Source organism: Parasaccharibacter sp. TMW2.1890 (assembly GCF_023337645.1).
GTDB lineage: Bacteria > Pseudomonadota > Alphaproteobacteria > Acetobacterales > Acetobacteraceae > Bombella > Bombella apis.
In genome coordinates this window covers 43,795-59,443 of sequence record NZ_NWUV01000003.1, presented here as the reverse complement: position 1 = coordinate 59,443, position 15,649 = coordinate 43,795, and the positions used below count along the sequence as shown (strand labels likewise).

14 protein-coding genes are annotated in these 15,649 nt (G+C 58.1%); 6 read left to right on the top strand and 8 right to left on the bottom strand.

Annotated features, from left to right (window positions below; translation table 11 throughout):
* Positions 1 to 11: 11 nt before the first annotated feature.
* From rho to CPA54_RS06925, 3 genes are all read right to left on the bottom strand, one after another.
* Entirely contained in the window at positions 12 to 1,322 is a 1,311-nt protein-coding gene (gene rho / locus CPA54_RS06935) for a transcription termination factor Rho (protein ID WP_086431611.1), read from the bottom strand.
* A gap of 289 nt (positions 1,323 to 1,611) precedes the next feature.
* Complete coding sequence (locus tag CPA54_RS06930) at positions 1,612 to 3,156, bottom strand: GMC family oxidoreductase (protein WP_227431473.1); 1,545 nt, start codon at positions 3,154 to 3,156, stop codon at positions 1,612 to 1,614.
* A gap of 437 nt (positions 3,157 to 3,593) precedes the next feature.
* Positions 3,594 to 4,220, bottom strand: coding sequence for a gluconate 2-dehydrogenase subunit 3 family protein (locus tag CPA54_RS06925; RefSeq protein WP_249085927.1), 627 nt, complete (start codon positions 4,218 to 4,220; stop codon positions 3,594 to 3,596).
* A gap of 151 nt (positions 4,221 to 4,371) precedes the next feature.
* On the opposite strand from CPA54_RS06925, the gene sucB reads away from it, so the two are divergent.
* Positions 4,372 to 5,490 carry a dihydrolipoyllysine-residue succinyltransferase gene (gene sucB, locus CPA54_RS06920; RefSeq protein WP_249085925.1) on the top strand — a complete coding sequence of 373 codons (1,119 nt, stop codon included), beginning with the start codon at positions 4,372 to 4,374 and terminating at the stop codon, positions 5,488 to 5,490.
* Between the two features lie 93 nt (positions 5,491 to 5,583).
* On the opposite strand, the gene CPA54_RS06915 is transcribed toward sucB, so the two are convergent.
* Positions 5,584 to 5,964 carry a DUF3597 domain-containing protein gene (locus tag CPA54_RS06915; RefSeq protein WP_086431613.1) on the bottom strand — a complete coding sequence of 127 codons (381 nt, stop codon included), beginning with the start codon at positions 5,962 to 5,964 and terminating at the stop codon, positions 5,584 to 5,586.
* A gap of 87 nt (positions 5,965 to 6,051) precedes the next feature.
* Positions 6,052 to 7,350, bottom strand: a complete 1,299-nt coding sequence (gene ahcY / locus CPA54_RS06910) for an adenosylhomocysteinase (protein ID WP_043559515.1) — start codon at positions 7,348 to 7,350, stop codon at positions 6,052 to 6,054.
* A 358-nt stretch (positions 7,351 to 7,708) separates the two neighbouring features.
* Between ahcY and CPA54_RS06905 the strand changes: the two genes are divergently transcribed.
* Positions 7,709 to 8,722, top strand: coding sequence for a CorA family divalent cation transporter (locus CPA54_RS06905; RefSeq protein WP_166651596.1), 1,014 nt, complete (start codon positions 7,709 to 7,711; stop codon positions 8,720 to 8,722).
* Positions 8,723 to 9,014: 292 nt separating this feature from the next.
* Positions 9,015 to 10,454 carry a catalase gene (locus CPA54_RS06900; protein WP_043559164.1) on the top strand — a complete coding sequence of 480 codons (1,440 nt, stop codon included), beginning with the start codon at positions 9,015 to 9,017 and terminating at the stop codon, positions 10,452 to 10,454.
* Between the two features lie 94 nt (positions 10,455 to 10,548).
* On the opposite strand, the gene CPA54_RS06895 is transcribed toward CPA54_RS06900, so the two are convergent.
* Both CPA54_RS06895 and CPA54_RS06890 read right to left on the bottom strand, forming a co-directional pair.
* Positions 10,549 to 11,184: a hypothetical protein gene (locus CPA54_RS06895; RefSeq protein WP_043559167.1), complete on the bottom strand. Its 636-nt coding sequence runs from the start codon at positions 11,182 to 11,184 to the stop codon at positions 10,549 to 10,551.
* 98 nt (positions 11,185 to 11,282) lie between these two features.
* Complete coding sequence (locus CPA54_RS06890; RefSeq protein ID WP_192848669.1) at positions 11,283 to 11,984, bottom strand: pirin family protein; 702 nt, start codon at positions 11,982 to 11,984, stop codon at positions 11,283 to 11,285.
* A 143-nt stretch (positions 11,985 to 12,127) separates the two neighbouring features.
* Between CPA54_RS06890 and CPA54_RS06885 the strand changes: the two genes are divergently transcribed.
* Both CPA54_RS06885 and wrbA read left to right on the top strand, forming a co-directional pair.
* Positions 12,128 to 13,045, top strand: coding sequence for a LysR family transcriptional regulator (locus tag CPA54_RS06885; protein WP_249085923.1), 918 nt, complete (start codon positions 12,128 to 12,130; stop codon positions 13,043 to 13,045).
* 134 nt (positions 13,046 to 13,179) lie between these two features.
* Positions 13,180 to 13,776 carry an NAD(P)H:quinone oxidoreductase gene (wrbA, locus tag CPA54_RS06880; RefSeq protein WP_154981079.1) on the top strand — a complete coding sequence of 199 codons (597 nt, stop codon included), beginning with the start codon at positions 13,180 to 13,182 and terminating at the stop codon, positions 13,774 to 13,776.
* A 97-nt stretch (positions 13,777 to 13,873) separates the two neighbouring features.
* Here wrbA and CPA54_RS06875 read toward each other — a convergent pair whose 3' ends face one another.
* Complete coding sequence (locus tag CPA54_RS06875; protein ID WP_081563333.1) at positions 13,874 to 14,959, bottom strand: A/G-specific adenine glycosylase; 1,086 nt, start codon at positions 14,957 to 14,959, stop codon at positions 13,874 to 13,876.
* 137 nt (positions 14,960 to 15,096) lie between these two features.
* On the opposite strand from CPA54_RS06875, the gene CPA54_RS06870 reads away from it, so the two are divergent.
* On the top strand, positions 15,097 to 15,633 hold the full coding sequence (locus tag CPA54_RS06870) for a DciA family protein (RefSeq protein ID WP_249085921.1): 537 nt from the start codon (positions 15,097 to 15,099) through the stop codon (positions 15,631 to 15,633).
* The last annotated feature ends 16 nt before the right edge of the window (positions 15,634 to 15,649 follow it).

The following is a 15,649-nucleotide window of genomic DNA, read 5'->3' as shown; positions in this document are numbered from 1 at the left end:
CAGGCTGTTAATCAGTTGTTCATCGCATCGAAGAAGTCCTGATTGGTCTTGCTGTAACGCAGCTTGTCCAGCAGGAAGTCCATGGCATCCATCGTGCCCATCGGGGCAAGGATGCGGCGCAGGACCCACATCTTGGAAAGAGAGGCCCGGTCCACCAGCAGCTCTTCCTTGCGGGTGCCGGACTTGGTGATGTCGATGGCCGGGAAGGTGCGCTTGTCTGCCAGCTTGCGGTCCAGCATCAGCTCGGAGTTGCCCGTGCCCTTGAACTCTTCAAAGATGACCTCATCCATGCGGGAGCCTGTATCAATCAGGGCCGTGGCAATGATGGTCAGGGAGCCACCTTCCTCGATGTTACGGGCCGCACCGAAGAAACGCTTCGGCCGCTGGAGGGCGTTGGCATCCACACCACCGGTCAGCACCTTGCCGGATGAGGGAACGACCGTGTTATAGGCCCGGGCCAGACGGGTAATGGAATCCAGCAGGATGACCACATCACGCTTATGCTCGACAAGGCGTTTGGCCTTTTCCAGCACCATTTCCGTCACCTGCACATGGCGGTGGGCCGGTTCATCAAAGGTGGAGGAAACGACCTCACCACGAACGGACCGGGCCATGTCCGTCACTTCCTCAGGTCGTTCATCAATCAGCAGAACGATAAGGAACACATCCGGGTGATTGGCAGAAATGGAAGCAGCAATGCTCTGAAGCATCACCGTCTTACCCGTTCTCGGCGGTGCAACGATCAGGGCACGCTGCCCCATGCCGATGGGAGAGACCAGATCAATCACACGGGAGGTGTAATCCTTCTGGTCCTTGCGATCACGCCCCTTGCCCTTGGCAGGGGCCGGAGCAGCGCCAGCTTCCCCTGTCGGCTCGGTTTCCATGCGGAGACGGCGCTCGGGGAAGAGGGGGGTCAGGTTGTCGAAATTGATACGGGCACGGACCTGCTCCGGTGCCTCAAAATTGATGGTATTGACCTTCTGGAGGGCAAAATAGCGCTCTCCATCCCGGGGCGCCCGGATCTCACCCTCCACCGTATCACCAGGCCGCAGGGCAAAGCGGCGCACCTGGGCCGGAGACACATAGATATCATCCGGGCCGGGCAGATAATTGGCTTCCGGGCTGCGCAGAAAGCCGAAACCATCCGGCAGGATCTCGAGCGTTCCTTCGCCATAAATGGCCTGCTCACGCTCGGCGAGAGTCTTGAGGATGGCAAACATCATGTCCTGCTTGCGCAGGGATGATGCATTTTCGACCTCCAGCTCTTCAGCAAAAGCCAGCAGATCAGCAGGGGATTTCTTCTTCAGTTCGGCGAGATGCATGAAATGATGCGCCTTGATATGCCCCGGTGGGGTAACTAATCGGAATAGACGAAAAACCAGAATACAGGCCGGGTACCCGCACGGCAGGACCATGCGCCACGGGGCATGCCGGACCTCAGGGACAGTCAGGGCTGCCGCCCCACAGGGAACTGGCAAAACTGCCTTCCGGTGCGAAGGAGATGACCCGGAAGGCAAAGCAGGACGCCGCCACCATCAGGTCGGCTTTCTTCCTAGGTGAAAGAGGGCCGCACTGTCAAGCGGGCCCTCCTTGCGGGGCAGGGCCAGCCTTTCAGACCACTTTCAGCATGGCATCCGCCGTACGCAGGGCAAGGGCCATGATTGTCAGGGCCGGATTGGCCGCACCGGAACTCGGGAAGGTGGAGTGGTCGCTGATCCACAGATTGTCGATGTCGAAACTGCGCCCATATGGATTGACCACGGCCGCTCCTGCATCGGTTCCCATCCGGCAGGTGCCGATCATGTGTGCGGCCCGGCTGATGACACGGATGTCCTTCGCCCCGATGGACTCCCACATCTTCACCATCAGGCGGGATGCATGGCGATGCATGGCGTCCTCATTGGGGCCGTATGTATGGTCGATCCGTGGTTTGGGCAGACCGAAAGCGTCTTTTTCATCAGACAGGGTCACACGGTTTTCATCCCGTGGCAGGCTTTCCCCGTGCATCCCGATACCCGCACTGTAATTGTAGGCTGCCAGCGTGCGGCTGAGGGCCTCACCACGGCGCCCATCCGCCCGGACCAGATTGGCAGCCCATGTGAGCGGCATCATGCCCAGGGACTGGAGCAGATACCCTCCCGCAAAGTCGGCATCCTTTGGCCTCAGCATGTCTTCGGAAATGGTCAGGGATGGGTAACCCTTGTTGGGCCGGGTTTCTTCATCAAACACACCCCAGACCTGCGTGGATACATGCGTCATGTAATTGCGTCCCACCTGCCCGGAACTGTTCGCCAGACCGTTGTTCAGCAGCAGGCGGGCCGTTTCCACCGCTCCGGCAGACAGGACAACAGCCCGGCATTTCTGCCGTTCCTCCCGTCCGTCACGGACATAGATGACCGCCGTGATCCGCCCCTGGCTGTCCCGCTCAAACCCCGTCGCCATGCAGCCAGGACGCAGTTCAGCCCCATGGGCACAGGCCAGTGGCAGATAGGTGTTGTCCACGCCCGATTTCGCCCCGTTCCGGCAACCCTGATGACAGGCACCGCAATTCACGCAGGCTTCCCGTCGGCCAAAATGAGGCTGGTCATGAGCTTTCGTGATGACAGCCAGAGGACCATCTGCATGACGCAGCCCTACATTGTCACAGGCCTGACGCATCTTCAGGGCGGCATTGTTGGGTGCTGCGGGCGGATAGGCATAATGGCGGCTCTCATCCCAGGGATAAGACGCTGGGCCACTCACACCTATGAAGCGCTCTACCTCTTCCACGTAAGGCTGAAGCTCTTCGGCCCCGAAAGGCCAGTCCACCCCTTTCCCGCTCTCACTGTACAGGCGGTAATCCCGGGGATCCATGCGCGGCAGGAAAGCCCCGTAATGAAGCAGGGACCCCCCAATCCCTGTTCCACTGTTATTACCCCCAAAGGCCTGCGGTGTTCCCCCACCAGATAGACGCTCATGCAGCCAGTACAGTTCCTGTGCTGTCGGCTCATCCGGCGTGTGGGACCTGGCCTTGAAAGAAGGGCCGGCTTCCAGCGCCACGACCTTCCGCCCTGCCATGGCAAGTCGCGCAATGAGCGGTGCGCCGCCCGCGCCCGTCCCGATGACGACAACATCGGCAGTTTCCTGTGAAAAATCATTATGCGTTTTCTGCATCATGCAACTGTTTCCATCACTTATGGATCAAAGATGTTCGTACTGGGGTACATGGGGACAGTACGGCCCGAAGCGGGAGAGGTACCGAGTACCGGGGACGGTACTGTACCCCCTTATGAAACGGGGATTGTACACAGCCTCATTGTGGAAAAAGAGGGATAACGTTCTGCACCCCTTGCTCTAACTTGCCTTCAGAGGTTGTACACACTGTGAGTAAGCTGGGGTACATTTTTCGAAAGCCGGGTACCCCGGTTTCCACAAGGTCTTTCAACAACATCTAAATCTAAGATTTGTAAATTCATATGTTGTGTTGTCTGGCTGTCCTTTCTTCCATTCCAGCTCCAGACTGGCTTGCCGCCATGAAGAAAGACCTTGGTTCATGTCCCTACGATCCCTTTTTCCTGTTTCTTCCAGAGGCGGAAAAGCCCTGAAATTCTCCTTCATGCCATTTTTGAAAAACGGCGCTCATTTTCCGGCTCAAAAGCCTCTTTTTTGGTCAGTGATTCAGCCGAAAACCCTTGAATTTCCTTGTCTCCACCAGTCAGGCTGGAGGAAATTCCAAGCCGTTCCTGTGCAATCGGATGCGCCAGAAACGCTGCAACGATCTGGTTGCGGAGATCACCACTCCACAACTTCATCTGTGAGGCTGAAAAAGGCGCCTGAGCATTGACCGGCAGGGAGCCATCAAAAGCCCTGTCCAGCAGCGTACCACGCTGATCCGTGTCAAGAGAGGCATAATCCTGTCCAAAAAGGCCCCGGGCATACAGTTCCAGAGAGGCAAGACCATCTTCCCAGGCGGCCATATCTGTCGGCAGATCGGCAAAACGCCATCCATCTCCAGGCCCGGCGAGAGCCTGATCGATCATGACTGCCAGATTGAGATGCAGCTCACCCAGAAGTGGTGCCTGTGGCAGAATGTCATCACAGACCAGCTCAAGAAGCTGAAAAGCCTCTGGGGAAAGATGTTTCCTCTGGCCCTGTTCCTGTTCCATTCTTTCGAGCAGGGCAGTGCGTGTCCGAGAGGATATGTGGTCTGACTGAAGAAAAGCGGGCAGGGTTCTGGTCATGAAAGGTTTCCTGCTGGAAAAGTGAAAAGACAAAGAGAAGGCTTTACCCTATAGCCTCATAGGGAGATATAAGGCTAATGAGAGGCCGGGTCTCTTCCGGGAGGTGGGAGGCCGGGACCATGTTTCAAGTTCTGGAAGGACAGGAGTCACGATGACGGTTGAGATTAAAGTCCCTGTGCTTGGTGAAAGCCTGAAACAGGCAACCGTGATGCGTTGGCTCAGACAGTCTGGCGATTACGTGAAGGCTGGTGAGACGGTTCTTGAGCTGGAAACGGACAAGGTCACGCTGGATGTGCCGGCTCCGGCAGCCGGGGCACTGAGCCATGATCTGCCGGAAGGAACGGATGTTGAGGTCGGGCAGGTCATTGCATTCGTGGATGATCAGGCAGCAGCCCCTGCGGTTGAGGAAAGCAGGCAGCAGGACAGCCAGGACGTGGTGCAGGATGTGACGGACCATGGTCCAGCTGCTTCAGCAGAGGGAGAGCAGCCCGTGGTGACGGGAGGAGCTGTCACTCATCCGGCTCCTGCTGTGGCTGAACCGGTGGCCTCCCTTCCCGAAGACAGGGGAACGGGGGAGCGGCGTGTGCCGATGAGCCGCCTGCGTCAGACCATTGCCCGGAATCTCAAGGCAGCCCAGAACAGTGCCGCCATTCTGACAACGTTCAATGAAATTGACATGAGTGCCGTCAAGGCGCTGCGGAGCCAGTATCGGGAGCTGTTCGAGAAGAAGCATGAGGGGGCCCGTCTGGGTTTCATGTCGTTTTTTGCCCGTGCTGTCGTAGGGGCCCTGAAGGATTTTCCGGTGCTGAATGCCCGGATTGAAGGACATGAGATTGTTTATCAGGATCATGTCAATCTGGGCATTGCCGTGGGGACGGAACGGGGACTGGTCGTGCCCGTGCTGCGGAAGGCCGAGACACTTGGTTTTGCCGAGCTGGAGCGCCGCATTGCCGATTATGGCAAACGGGCTCGTAAGGGTGGCCTTGCCCTGAAAGAACTGGAAGGTGGCAGCTTTACCATCACCAATGGCGGGATTTTCGGGTCCCTGCTGTCCACGCCCATTCTCAATGCACCGCAGTCCGGTGTGCTGGGGATGCACGCCATCCAGGACCGGCCCGTGGCCCGGGATGGGCAGGTTGTCATCCGGCCCATGATGTATGTGGCCCTGTCCTATGATCATCGTCTGGTGGATGGACGGGAAGCGGTCAGTTTTCTTGTGAGGCTCAAGGAGCTGATCGAGGACCCCCGTCGTCTGCTGCTGGATATCTGACAGGTATCAGGTACGAAAAAACCCCTCCGCCCATGATTTGGACGGAGGGGTTTTTCATCTGGTCAGTTACAGGGATACCGACCAGATATGGACTCAGTGGCCCCAGCCAGCAGGGATCTTGCCGCCATTGTTGGCAAGCTCGGTATAGACCTGCTTGATGAGCCAGACATTCATCGTGGCCGTGTCGTTCTTGTCCCCGGTATAGTGCAGATCGTCAGCAAGGCTCTGACGGGCCTGCAGGGAGCTGTCGAGGCCCAGGAGCTTGAGCAGATCGACGATGGATTCCTTGTAGTTCAGAGGCTGGCCAGCCTTGGCGGCCAGTTCCTTCAGAACGGCATCCACATCCACCTGTGCGATGGACGGAGCCGCAGCACCGGCAGCTGGCTGTGCCGTATCCGCCGCCTTGGCAGAAGAGCCGAACAGGCTCGTGGCGAAGCTGGAAACCTTGGAAACGATGTCGTTGAAAAGACCCATGATATGTTCCTTCCCTGAAAGCAGGAATGACTGGTCGGTTATGACCCTGCCATCGGAAATGATGGCAGGGAACAGTGACAGAAAGGATCAGTAACGGTACAGGTCGTGCTTGAACGGCCCGTTGGGGGACACCCCGATATAATCCGCCTGAGCCTGTGTCATTCTGGAGAGCGTGGCGCCCACCTTTGCAAGATGGAGAGCGGCAACCTTTTCATCAAGGATTTTTGGCAGAGTATAAACTTTTCCTGCCTCATACTGGCCCGGTTTTGCATTCCAGAGTTCGATCTGTGCCAGCGTCTGGTTGGTGAAGGAGGCGGACATCACGAAGGACGGATGGCCTGTGGCGTTGCCCAGATTGACCAGACGGCCTTCGGAGAGAAGGATGAGGCGGCGGTTCGGGGCCAGCTCGATCTCATCAACCTGCGGCTTGATGTTGGTCCATTTGTGGTTGCGCAGGGCGGAGACCTGAATCTCGCTGTCAAAATGCCCGATATTGCAGACAATGGCCCGGTCCTTCATCTCACGCATATGTTCGATGGTGATGATGTCCTCGTTGCCGGTACAGGTCACGAAGATGTCGCCACGGGGAGCGGCATTTTCCATCGTGACGACCTCATAACCTTCCATGGCAGCCTGAAGGGCGCAGATCGGGTCAACTTCCGTCACCAGCACGCGGCAGCCTGCGCTGCGGAGGGAAGCGGCAGAGCCTTTGCCCACGTCACCATAACCGGCCACAACAGCCACCTTGCCGGCCATCATGACATCGGTGCCACGGCGGATGGCATCCACGAGGCTCTCACGGCAGCCATAGAGGTTGTCGAACTTGGACTTGGTCACGCTGTCATTGACATTGATGGCAGGAACCTTGAGCAGCCCCTTGCGCTCCATGTCCCAGAGGCGATGCACGCCCGTCGTGGTTTCCTCGGAAATGCCACGGACCTCCTTGAGGAGCTCGGGGTATTTCTCATGCATGAGGGTTGTCAGGTCACCACCATCATCAAGGATCATGTTGGGGGTCCAGCCATCCGGCCCCTTGATGGTCTGCTCGATGCACCAGATGAATTCTTCCTCGTTCATGCCCTTCCAGGCGAAAACGGGAATGTTGGCGGCGGCAATGGCGGCAGCTGCCTGGTCCTGGGTGGAGAATACGTTGCAGGAGGACCAGCGGACTGTGGCACCGAGGGCGATCAGCGTCTCGATCAGCACGGCGGTCTGGATGGTCATGTGCAGGCAGCCGGCAATCCGGGCGCCCTTCAGCGGCTGGCTGGCGCCATATTCCTCGCGGAGGGCCATCAGGCCCGGCATTTCGCCCTCGGCAATGGAGATTTCCTTGCGGCCCCAGTCGGCCAGGGACATGTCACGAACCTTGTAGTCCTGCGTAGCCATATGTGTTTCCTTGGTTTTTGGCAGTTGATGATCATGGATGGAACAGCAGGCAGGCGAGGCCTCCATGCGGTTCCTGCACCGGGAAACTATAGAGCCTTGCCGTAAGGCTGGAAAGAAGAACGGACCAACAGTTTTCCGTTACAAAATGGTGTCATCCATATTGCGTCCCATCGGGCAACGTGTCAGAGAACGGGCGGTATTCATGTGTCTGGAGCCTTGGCTCTTCCCGGTGCAAAGGGATGTCCTGCCGCCTTCAGTCCGGGCAGGAAAACTGTAATGGGGGGTGGCTGTGCCCGACAATACTGTTCCGAATTTTCCTTTTACAGTGCTTGACCCGTCCCTGAAGGAGGCCCACCCCATGGCCCGGATCAAGGGGCTTGTCTGGGCTGTCCGTGCCGTGCCGGGGCAGGGGATCATGCCGCTGGATGCCGAGGACGTGCAGCGTATCCTCCAGTCTCCCGGGGAAGAAGGCTATGAGGCGGCGTCCGGAGAGAATGGCTGGTGCTGGCTGCATTTCGATACGGTTCACAGTTCTGCCCGTACCCATGTGGGGCGGCTGCCGGGGATGCCGGAAGATGTGGGGACCATGCTGGCGGAAACGGATTACGGCATTGCCCTTGAAGCTGCCGATGATACGGTCTGGGGGGCCCTGCCCGCCTTTGACGATGCCCTGGCGGAGGAAGACCGGGAGATTTGTGCCTGGCGCTTTGCCATGCGGCAGAATATCCTGATCACGACACGGCGCACGCCCATTCCCGTACTGGGGTCGGCCTACCGGTCTCTCCAGACACAGGGGGTACCCCGCAATCCGGCTGGGGTGATAGACCGTGTCCTGCGGGATTTTACCGGAACGGTCCGCCGCCAGCTGGCCCAGCTTGATGACGAGCTGGACAGGGCGGAAGATGTTCTGCTGGCCATTGTCCACGGGTCCGATCTTGGGCATCTTGGTGGTATCGTGGGTAAGGTGAGGCGCCGCTCGACAGAGCTGCGGCGTGTTGTCATGCCGATCGACCGTGTCCTGCGGGATGAAGACCTCGAGCTGCCGGAATGGGCCGAGGATGACCTGCGGGACCGGGCTGAACGGCAGATTCACGCAGCCCTTGATGATCTCATTGCCTTGCAGGATCGGGCCCGTTCCCTACAGGATGAGCTGGCTTCCAGCCAGGCGGAAGAAACAAACCGCCGTCTGTGCATCGTGTCCATCGTGACGACCCTCATGCTGCCGGCCACGCTGGTCACGGGGTTCTTCGGCATGAATACGGGGGGCATGTTTCTGGCCTCTGGTGGGTTGGGGACCATTTTTGCTGGTGGGCTGTGTGTGGCTGCCATGGCCGTGACCTTCATTTTCATGAAAATGGCCCGACTGTTCTGAGGAAGCTGACTGGTCCTGCTGATGACTGAAATAAACAGGAATACGTTATTGCATATCATTCTCATAAACTGAGGTGATGTCTCTGTTCAATGACATTGATCAAATAGAACTTCACATTCTTTTTGAAGAAAGAGGGGATGGACACTGTCCGAAAACCTGCCTACTTTCCCTAATCGAGGGTTGATATCGGACTGGATCAGGACTGTTTATTAGTGAAACAGGATCAATCATTTTCCTTTTCCTCCGGATGTTACCTATTTTCCATGGTCAGATAAAAGGTAGGAGTCCTTGAATGTCTGATAAGAATATCATTCGCACGACCGCTGGTGCCCCTTGGGTCAGCAACCAGGACAGCAAGTCTGCCGGTCCTCGCGGACCGCTTCTGCTGGAAAACTATCAGCTGATAGAGAAGCTCGCTCATCAGAACCGTGAGCGCATCCCGGAGCGTACCGTGCACGCCAAGGGCGTTGGTGCTCATGGAACGCTGACCATCACCAAGGACATCACGAAGTACAGCTGCGCATCCATCTTCTCCGAGGTCGGCAAGAAGACGGACATGTTCCTGCGTGCATCCACCGTGGCCGGTGAGCGTGGTGCTGCCGATGCCGAGCGTGACGTGCGTGGCTGGGCCCTGAAGTTCTACACGGATGACGGCAACTGGGACCTGGTGGGCAACAACACCCCGGTCTTCTTCATCCGTGATCCCATCAAGTTCCCGGACTTCATCCATACGCAGAAGCGTCATCCCCGCACAAACCTGCGTTCCGCAACGGCAGCCTGGGACTTCTGGTCCCTCAGCCCGGAGAGCCTGCATCAGGTGACGATCCTGATGTCCGATCGTGGCATCCCCAAGGGCATCCGCAACATGAACGGGTATGGCAGCCACACCTATTCACTGTGGAATGCCAAGGGTGAGCGCTTCTGGGTGAAGTTCCACTTCAAGACCCAGCAGGGCCATGAGTTCTATACGACCGAGGAAGCTGCTGAGGTCGTGGCCAAAACCCGTGAGTCCACCCAGGAAGACCTGTACGAGAACATCGAGAAGGGGAACTTCCCCAAATGGACGTTCTACATCCAGGTGATGGAAGAGGAAGAGGCCGAGCGCGTCAACTTCAACCCGTTTGACGTGACCAAGGTCTGGTCTCACAAGGACTATCCGCTGATCGAAGTCGGTGAGCTGGAGCTGAACCGCAACCCGGATGATTATTTCTCCGAGGTTGAGCAGGCTTCCTTCTCCCCGTCCAACATCGTGCCGGGCATCGGTTTCTCTCCGGACAAGATGCTTCAGGGCCGTATCTTCGCCTATGCGGATGCTCACCGCTACCGTGTCGGCACACATTACGAGTCCCTGCCGATCAACCGTCCGAAGTTCAAGGTGAAGAACTATCATCTTGATGGTGCCATGCGCTTTGATGAGCCGAAGCGTGGCGATGGCGACTTCTACGAGCCGAACTCCTTCGGTGGTCCGGTTGAAGACAAGGCTGCGATGGAGCCGCCGCTGCGCGTGAGCGGGGACGCCACCTACTACGATCACCGTAGCGATGGTGATGACTTTGCACAGCCGCGTGCTCTGTATCATCTCTTCGATGATGCCCAGAAACAGCGCCTGTACAACAACATTGCCGGTGCCATGGCTGGCGTGCCGCAGAACATCGTCGAGCGTCAGCTGGGTCTCTTCGAAAAGGTTGACCCGGCCTATGCTGAAGGTGTCCGCAAGGCACTGAAGGGCTGAAACCGCTTTTCGCTTCCTCTTCCGGTATGACCGGAAGGGGAACAGTTAAAAGGCTCTCCGGATATCATGCCGGAGAGCCTTTTTTCATGTCGGATCAGTCTGCCCGGCGGAAGGTGAGATGGTCCTGCCCGAAGGAATGGGAGAGTTCCTGCCCTGGCGGAAGCCTGCCAAGCTGGATGAGCGTCTCCAGATGGTCAGCCAGACATGTCGTGATGGGGCCGAGTGCCAGCCCGTGAGGTTTTTCCGAAAGGAAGGAGGCTGGGCCGATCATCGTGCCATCAGCTGTCCGGACGCTGGCCAGGCCCCGGTCAAAGAGCATGGCAAGTCCGAGCAGGGCCTCACCTGTCAGAGGCAGGAAATACCCCAGTGGGGTCATTTTCGGTGCATCGAAATGAATCTCATGGAGATCGGTGCCAATGCTGATCCACCCCTGGTTGCCGTCTACGCAACGCAGGGCGATGCTGTCCTGCAATGTGGAGAAAACGTCAATTTCCGGCAGGGGAAAGGGCAGGGACGCCTGTTTCCTGAAACGGGCCCGGATGGGGGAGGAAGCATAATTGCGCCGTGTCAGGGGGGACTGTAGATGGAGGCTCAATCCTGGCACGGCCCGGGTATCAAAAAGCTGCCGGATGATCCTGTCATTGAGGGTATCATGGCCTAGCATCTGCCCTGTTGCATCCAGCAGCCACAGGGGCGGAGAGGTGGTCTGGTCCGTGTGATCAGTGTTCATGCAATGTGGCTCCCTGCCCGGATTCCCTACAGGCTTATATGTTTCACGGGAAACATGCCAGATGGAACATCCTTCTTTCCGGGCAGGGAGCTGTCAGATCATGATGTCGTATCTACCAGAATGATTTCCGAATCTTCCAGCGCTTCAAGCGTGATGGTGTCTTCCCCTGCAATGGCCGCTCCACTGCGTGCCGTGATGGTCTGCCCATTCAGCAGCAGGGTGCCTTTTGCAGGAACAAGATAACCCAGTCGGCCAGGTATGAAGGCGTAACTGGCCTGCTGTCCTTTCTGGAGGGAAAGCCCCAGAACACGGGCATCAGTATGGATGGGCAGGGCATCTTTGTCATCGGCATGACCAGACGCCAGAACGGTGAACTGGCCTGTCTGCTCTCCTTTGGGGAAACGCCGTGTCGCCCAGGATGGTCCGTGCCCTTTGTCTGTCGGGATGATCCATATCTGGAATATCTGTGTGGGGATGGGTTCATTATTGTATTCGCTGTGGAAAATGCCCGTTCCAGCGGACATGACCTGCACATCTCCAGCCTCGGTCCGCCCCGTGTTGCCGAGACTGTCCCGGTGCGTGATGGCGCCCTGGCGGACATAGGTGATGATCTCCATGTCCCGGTGGGGATGGGTGTCAAACCCGGTGCCGGGGGCGATGGTATCATCATTCCAGACACGCAGGCGCCCCCAGCCCATGCGGTCATGATCCAGATAATGGGCGAAAGAGAAATGGTGCCGGGCATCCAGCCACCCATGTGAGGCATGGCCGAGCTGGTCAAAGGGGCGAATATCAATCATGGTGTCATTCCTTGCTGGTTCAGCTCACCCACCATGTAAGGCGTGAAGAGAGCGGATCACACAGGCATGAAAGAAAGACATTCTTTCCATATTTTGCATCATGACCTGTCAGCAGCCAGAGGCTGGCAGGAGGGGACGGAATTATGAAATTGCCGGATTTCGAGGCGTGGGCCATTTTTTCCAGGGTGGCCGAGCATGGGTCTTTCTCGCAGGCTGCCAGGGAACTTCATCTTTCACCCCCCACTGTCTCAAAAGCGATCAGTCGGTTGGAGCAGTCTCTTGGTGTCGCCCTGTTCAGCCGCAATTCCCGGCATATGTCCCTTACACAGACAGGGCAGCTTGCGCTGGAGCGGGCCAATCGCATGTTCATGGAGGCGGAAGCGGCAGAGAATGAGGTGCGGGGTGGCCGTATCCGTCCTTCCGGTCTGATCCGGATGACGGCTCCAACTACCTTCGGGCTTCGGTATGTTTCCGCAGCTCTGCCATCTTTCCTGAGGGCCTACCCGGAGATTGATATTGCCATCACGTTTACGGACAGTTTCGTGGATCTCGTTTCAGAAGGTTATGATGTGGCGATCCGCATTGCGGCTCTGGAGGATTCGGCGCTCAGGGCCCGCAGGGTATGTACGGTACGACGCCTGCTTGTGGCCTCCCCGGACTATCTGGCCCAGCAGGGTGAGCCTGCCCATCCGCGGGAACTGGAGGGGAGGAAGAGCTTTGTCTATGTCAACGGGTCATCATGCGGGGCCATCCGGCTGATGGAAAAAGCGACAGGGGCAGTCCATACATTGTCCCAGACGGCACGACTCCAGTCCGACAATGCGGAAGGATTCCTGCCAGCGCTGGAGGCCGGGCTTGGCTTCGGACTGATGCCGGATTTCATGGTGAGTGAAGCCATGCAGGAGGGCCGGTTGCAGGAAATGATGCCGGGCTGGAGGGCGGACGACATTGCCCTTTATCTCGTCACATCCGCCACAAAGCTGCGGCCTCAGAGGGTGAGCCTGCTCATGGAGCATCTCATCCGCCAGTTCAGCACACCGCCATGGCGGCTGTCCGACTGAAAGCGGACTGATGAAATCCGAAAAGCATCCTTTCCCGATTTTCTATATCCAGTCTGGAAAGGTGGCGTTACCTCTTGTGAAGGTTTCAGTGTTCCCGGTAGCGGGAAAGACCGACAGATCAAGGATGTATCGTCATGTCAAAAGTGCTCGTGCTTTATTATTCATCTTACGGTCACGTGGAGACCATGGCCCACAGCATTGCCGAAGGTGTACGTGCAACGGGCGTAGAGGCCGTTGTGAAGCGTGTGCCAGAGCTGGTGCCGGAGGAGGCTGCCAGAGCGCATCACTTCAAGCTGGAACAGGACGCACCTGTTGCAACGCCGGCTGAGCTGGTCGAGTATGATGGTATCATCATCGGGGCTCCGACCCGTTTCGGGCGTCTGCCGGCACAGATGGCCAATTTCTGGGATCAGACCGGTGGTCTCTGGGCCAAAGGGGAGCTGATCGGCAAGGTGGGGGCTGTCTTCACCTCCACGGCAACCCAGCATGGTGGGCAGGAAACGACACTCTATTCCCTGATGTCCAACCTGCTGCATCATGGCATGGTCATCAGCGGTCTGCCCTACAGTTTCCAGGGGCAGATGCGTAATGACGAGATCGTAGGTGGCGCTCCTTATGGGGCCACAACCATTGCCAATGGTGACGGCTCCCGCCAGCCGAGCGAGACAGACCTGGAGGGGGCCCGTTTCCTTGGCAGGCATGTGGCCGGACTGGTCAGGAAGCTGGCCTGAGTTTTTCCGAAAGTCTTTATTCACGCACAGAAGAGACGGACATGGGGGCCGGGTTGCGGCCCCCATGTCTGTTTTCAGTGTTTCATGTGAAACATGATCAGCCCGGGACAGGCCTGTGCCGGTCGCCAACCAGCAGGCATTTCTTCATCACGCTGGAGAGAACTGCCTCCTTCAGGAAGCGGAACCGGCCATGCTTCGGAGGAATCGGATAATTGCTCTGTGCTGGTATCGTGCAGCCATAGATGCGGACAAGCAGCGTAAAATGGCTGAAGATGTGTTTGACCTCTCCACAATCTTCCCACTGTGCCTGCAAGGGGGCGTAGCGGGTAAAGGCCGTTTCGGCCAGCCGGGCAGGCGAAGGCGTGCTTTGGCTTTCGGACCATGGTGTGCCGGGAAGGTCGTCCGTTCCTCCCAGCAGACCTTCCGGCGGTCGTGAGCGGAGCAGGACACGGCCTTCCGGATCGATGACACGGAAAAGAATGGCATGACGGGTCGGGCGGGCTTTCTTCTTCTGTCGGGCAGGGAGAGCTTCAGCCATGTTGCGGGCTCGGGCGAGGCAATCGTCCCGCCATGGGCACGTCAGACAGGAGGGTGAGCGGGGCGAGCAGAGGCTCGCCCCAAGGTCGAACAGGGCCTGAGCAAAATCGGAAGGGCGGGCCTGTGCTGCCGGATCGTCATTCAGATGGCTGGCAAGACGGGCCAGCAGGGGGCGGGCAGCGGGCAGCGGGTCTTCCACGGCATTGAGGCGGGCCGTGATGCGCTCCACATTGCCATCAACCGGAACGGTCGGAATATTGAAGGCAATGGCGGCAATGGCCCGGGATGTATAGGCCCCGATTCCGGGGAGTGTCTGCAATCCTTCGACCGTACGGGGAAAGGCTCCCAGCTTATGAACGGCCTGAGCACAGGCATGAAGATTTCGTGCCCGTGCGTAATAGCCCAGCCCGGCCCAGAGCTGGAGCACCTCTTCCTGCGGCGCTTCCGCCAGAGCATCAACTGTCGGAAAGCGGGCCAGAAACCGCTGGTAATAGGGAATGACCGTCTGCACGACTGTCTGCTGGAGCATGATCTCGCTCAGCCAGACATGGTACGGGTCTGCCTGCTGGCCAGGTGCGGCACGCCAGGGCAGGGTACGGCGATGATGGTCATACCAATGGAGAAGGAGGGAAGCATCAGGTGTCACGCCGGTGTCTATGACGAAGAAACAGCATCGGGGCAAGGGCTGGCCTTGCTGAAACGTTTCCGTCTGCTCCCGTGATGATGGTATGGAGAGTCCGTACGCAGCATATTGGGATGGGTCGGATGGCAGATGAAACAGGAATGAAAAAAACTGCCCGTTCATCAGCATCGGGGCAGGACCGGAAAGCGGATGGCAAGGGCTGGAGCGATTACCGTCGAGGCAAGGGCCGGATGATCGGGGCCCTGCTGCCCCCCCTGACAAAACCCATTTTCCGCAAGAAATCACCGCTGTTCGTGCGTCTGCTCATGGAGTGGGAGACGCTGGTCGGTCCAGCGCTGGCGGAGGTGAGCGAACCCTGCCGCCTGCGGCCCGGCGTGTTGACCATACGCTGCTGTGGTCCGGCAGCGGTGGAGATGCAGTACGCAGCGCCCCGTCTTCTGGCCAACATCAATACAGCCTGTGGTCTTTATGGAGATGAAGCGCTGAAACAGATCAAGCTGTTACAGGATCGGCCTGTCCAGCGTAAACCGTCCCACAGGCCCCAGAAGAAATGGAAGGATGCGGCGCCAGTTTCCGTAAATGGTATCGAGGATGCCGGCTTGAAAGAAACGCTGGAGCGTCTTGGTGGGCATATCCGGGCCAAAAAACAGGGGACAAAAAAAGCCCGCCGCTTTTGAGGGCGGCAGGCCATGC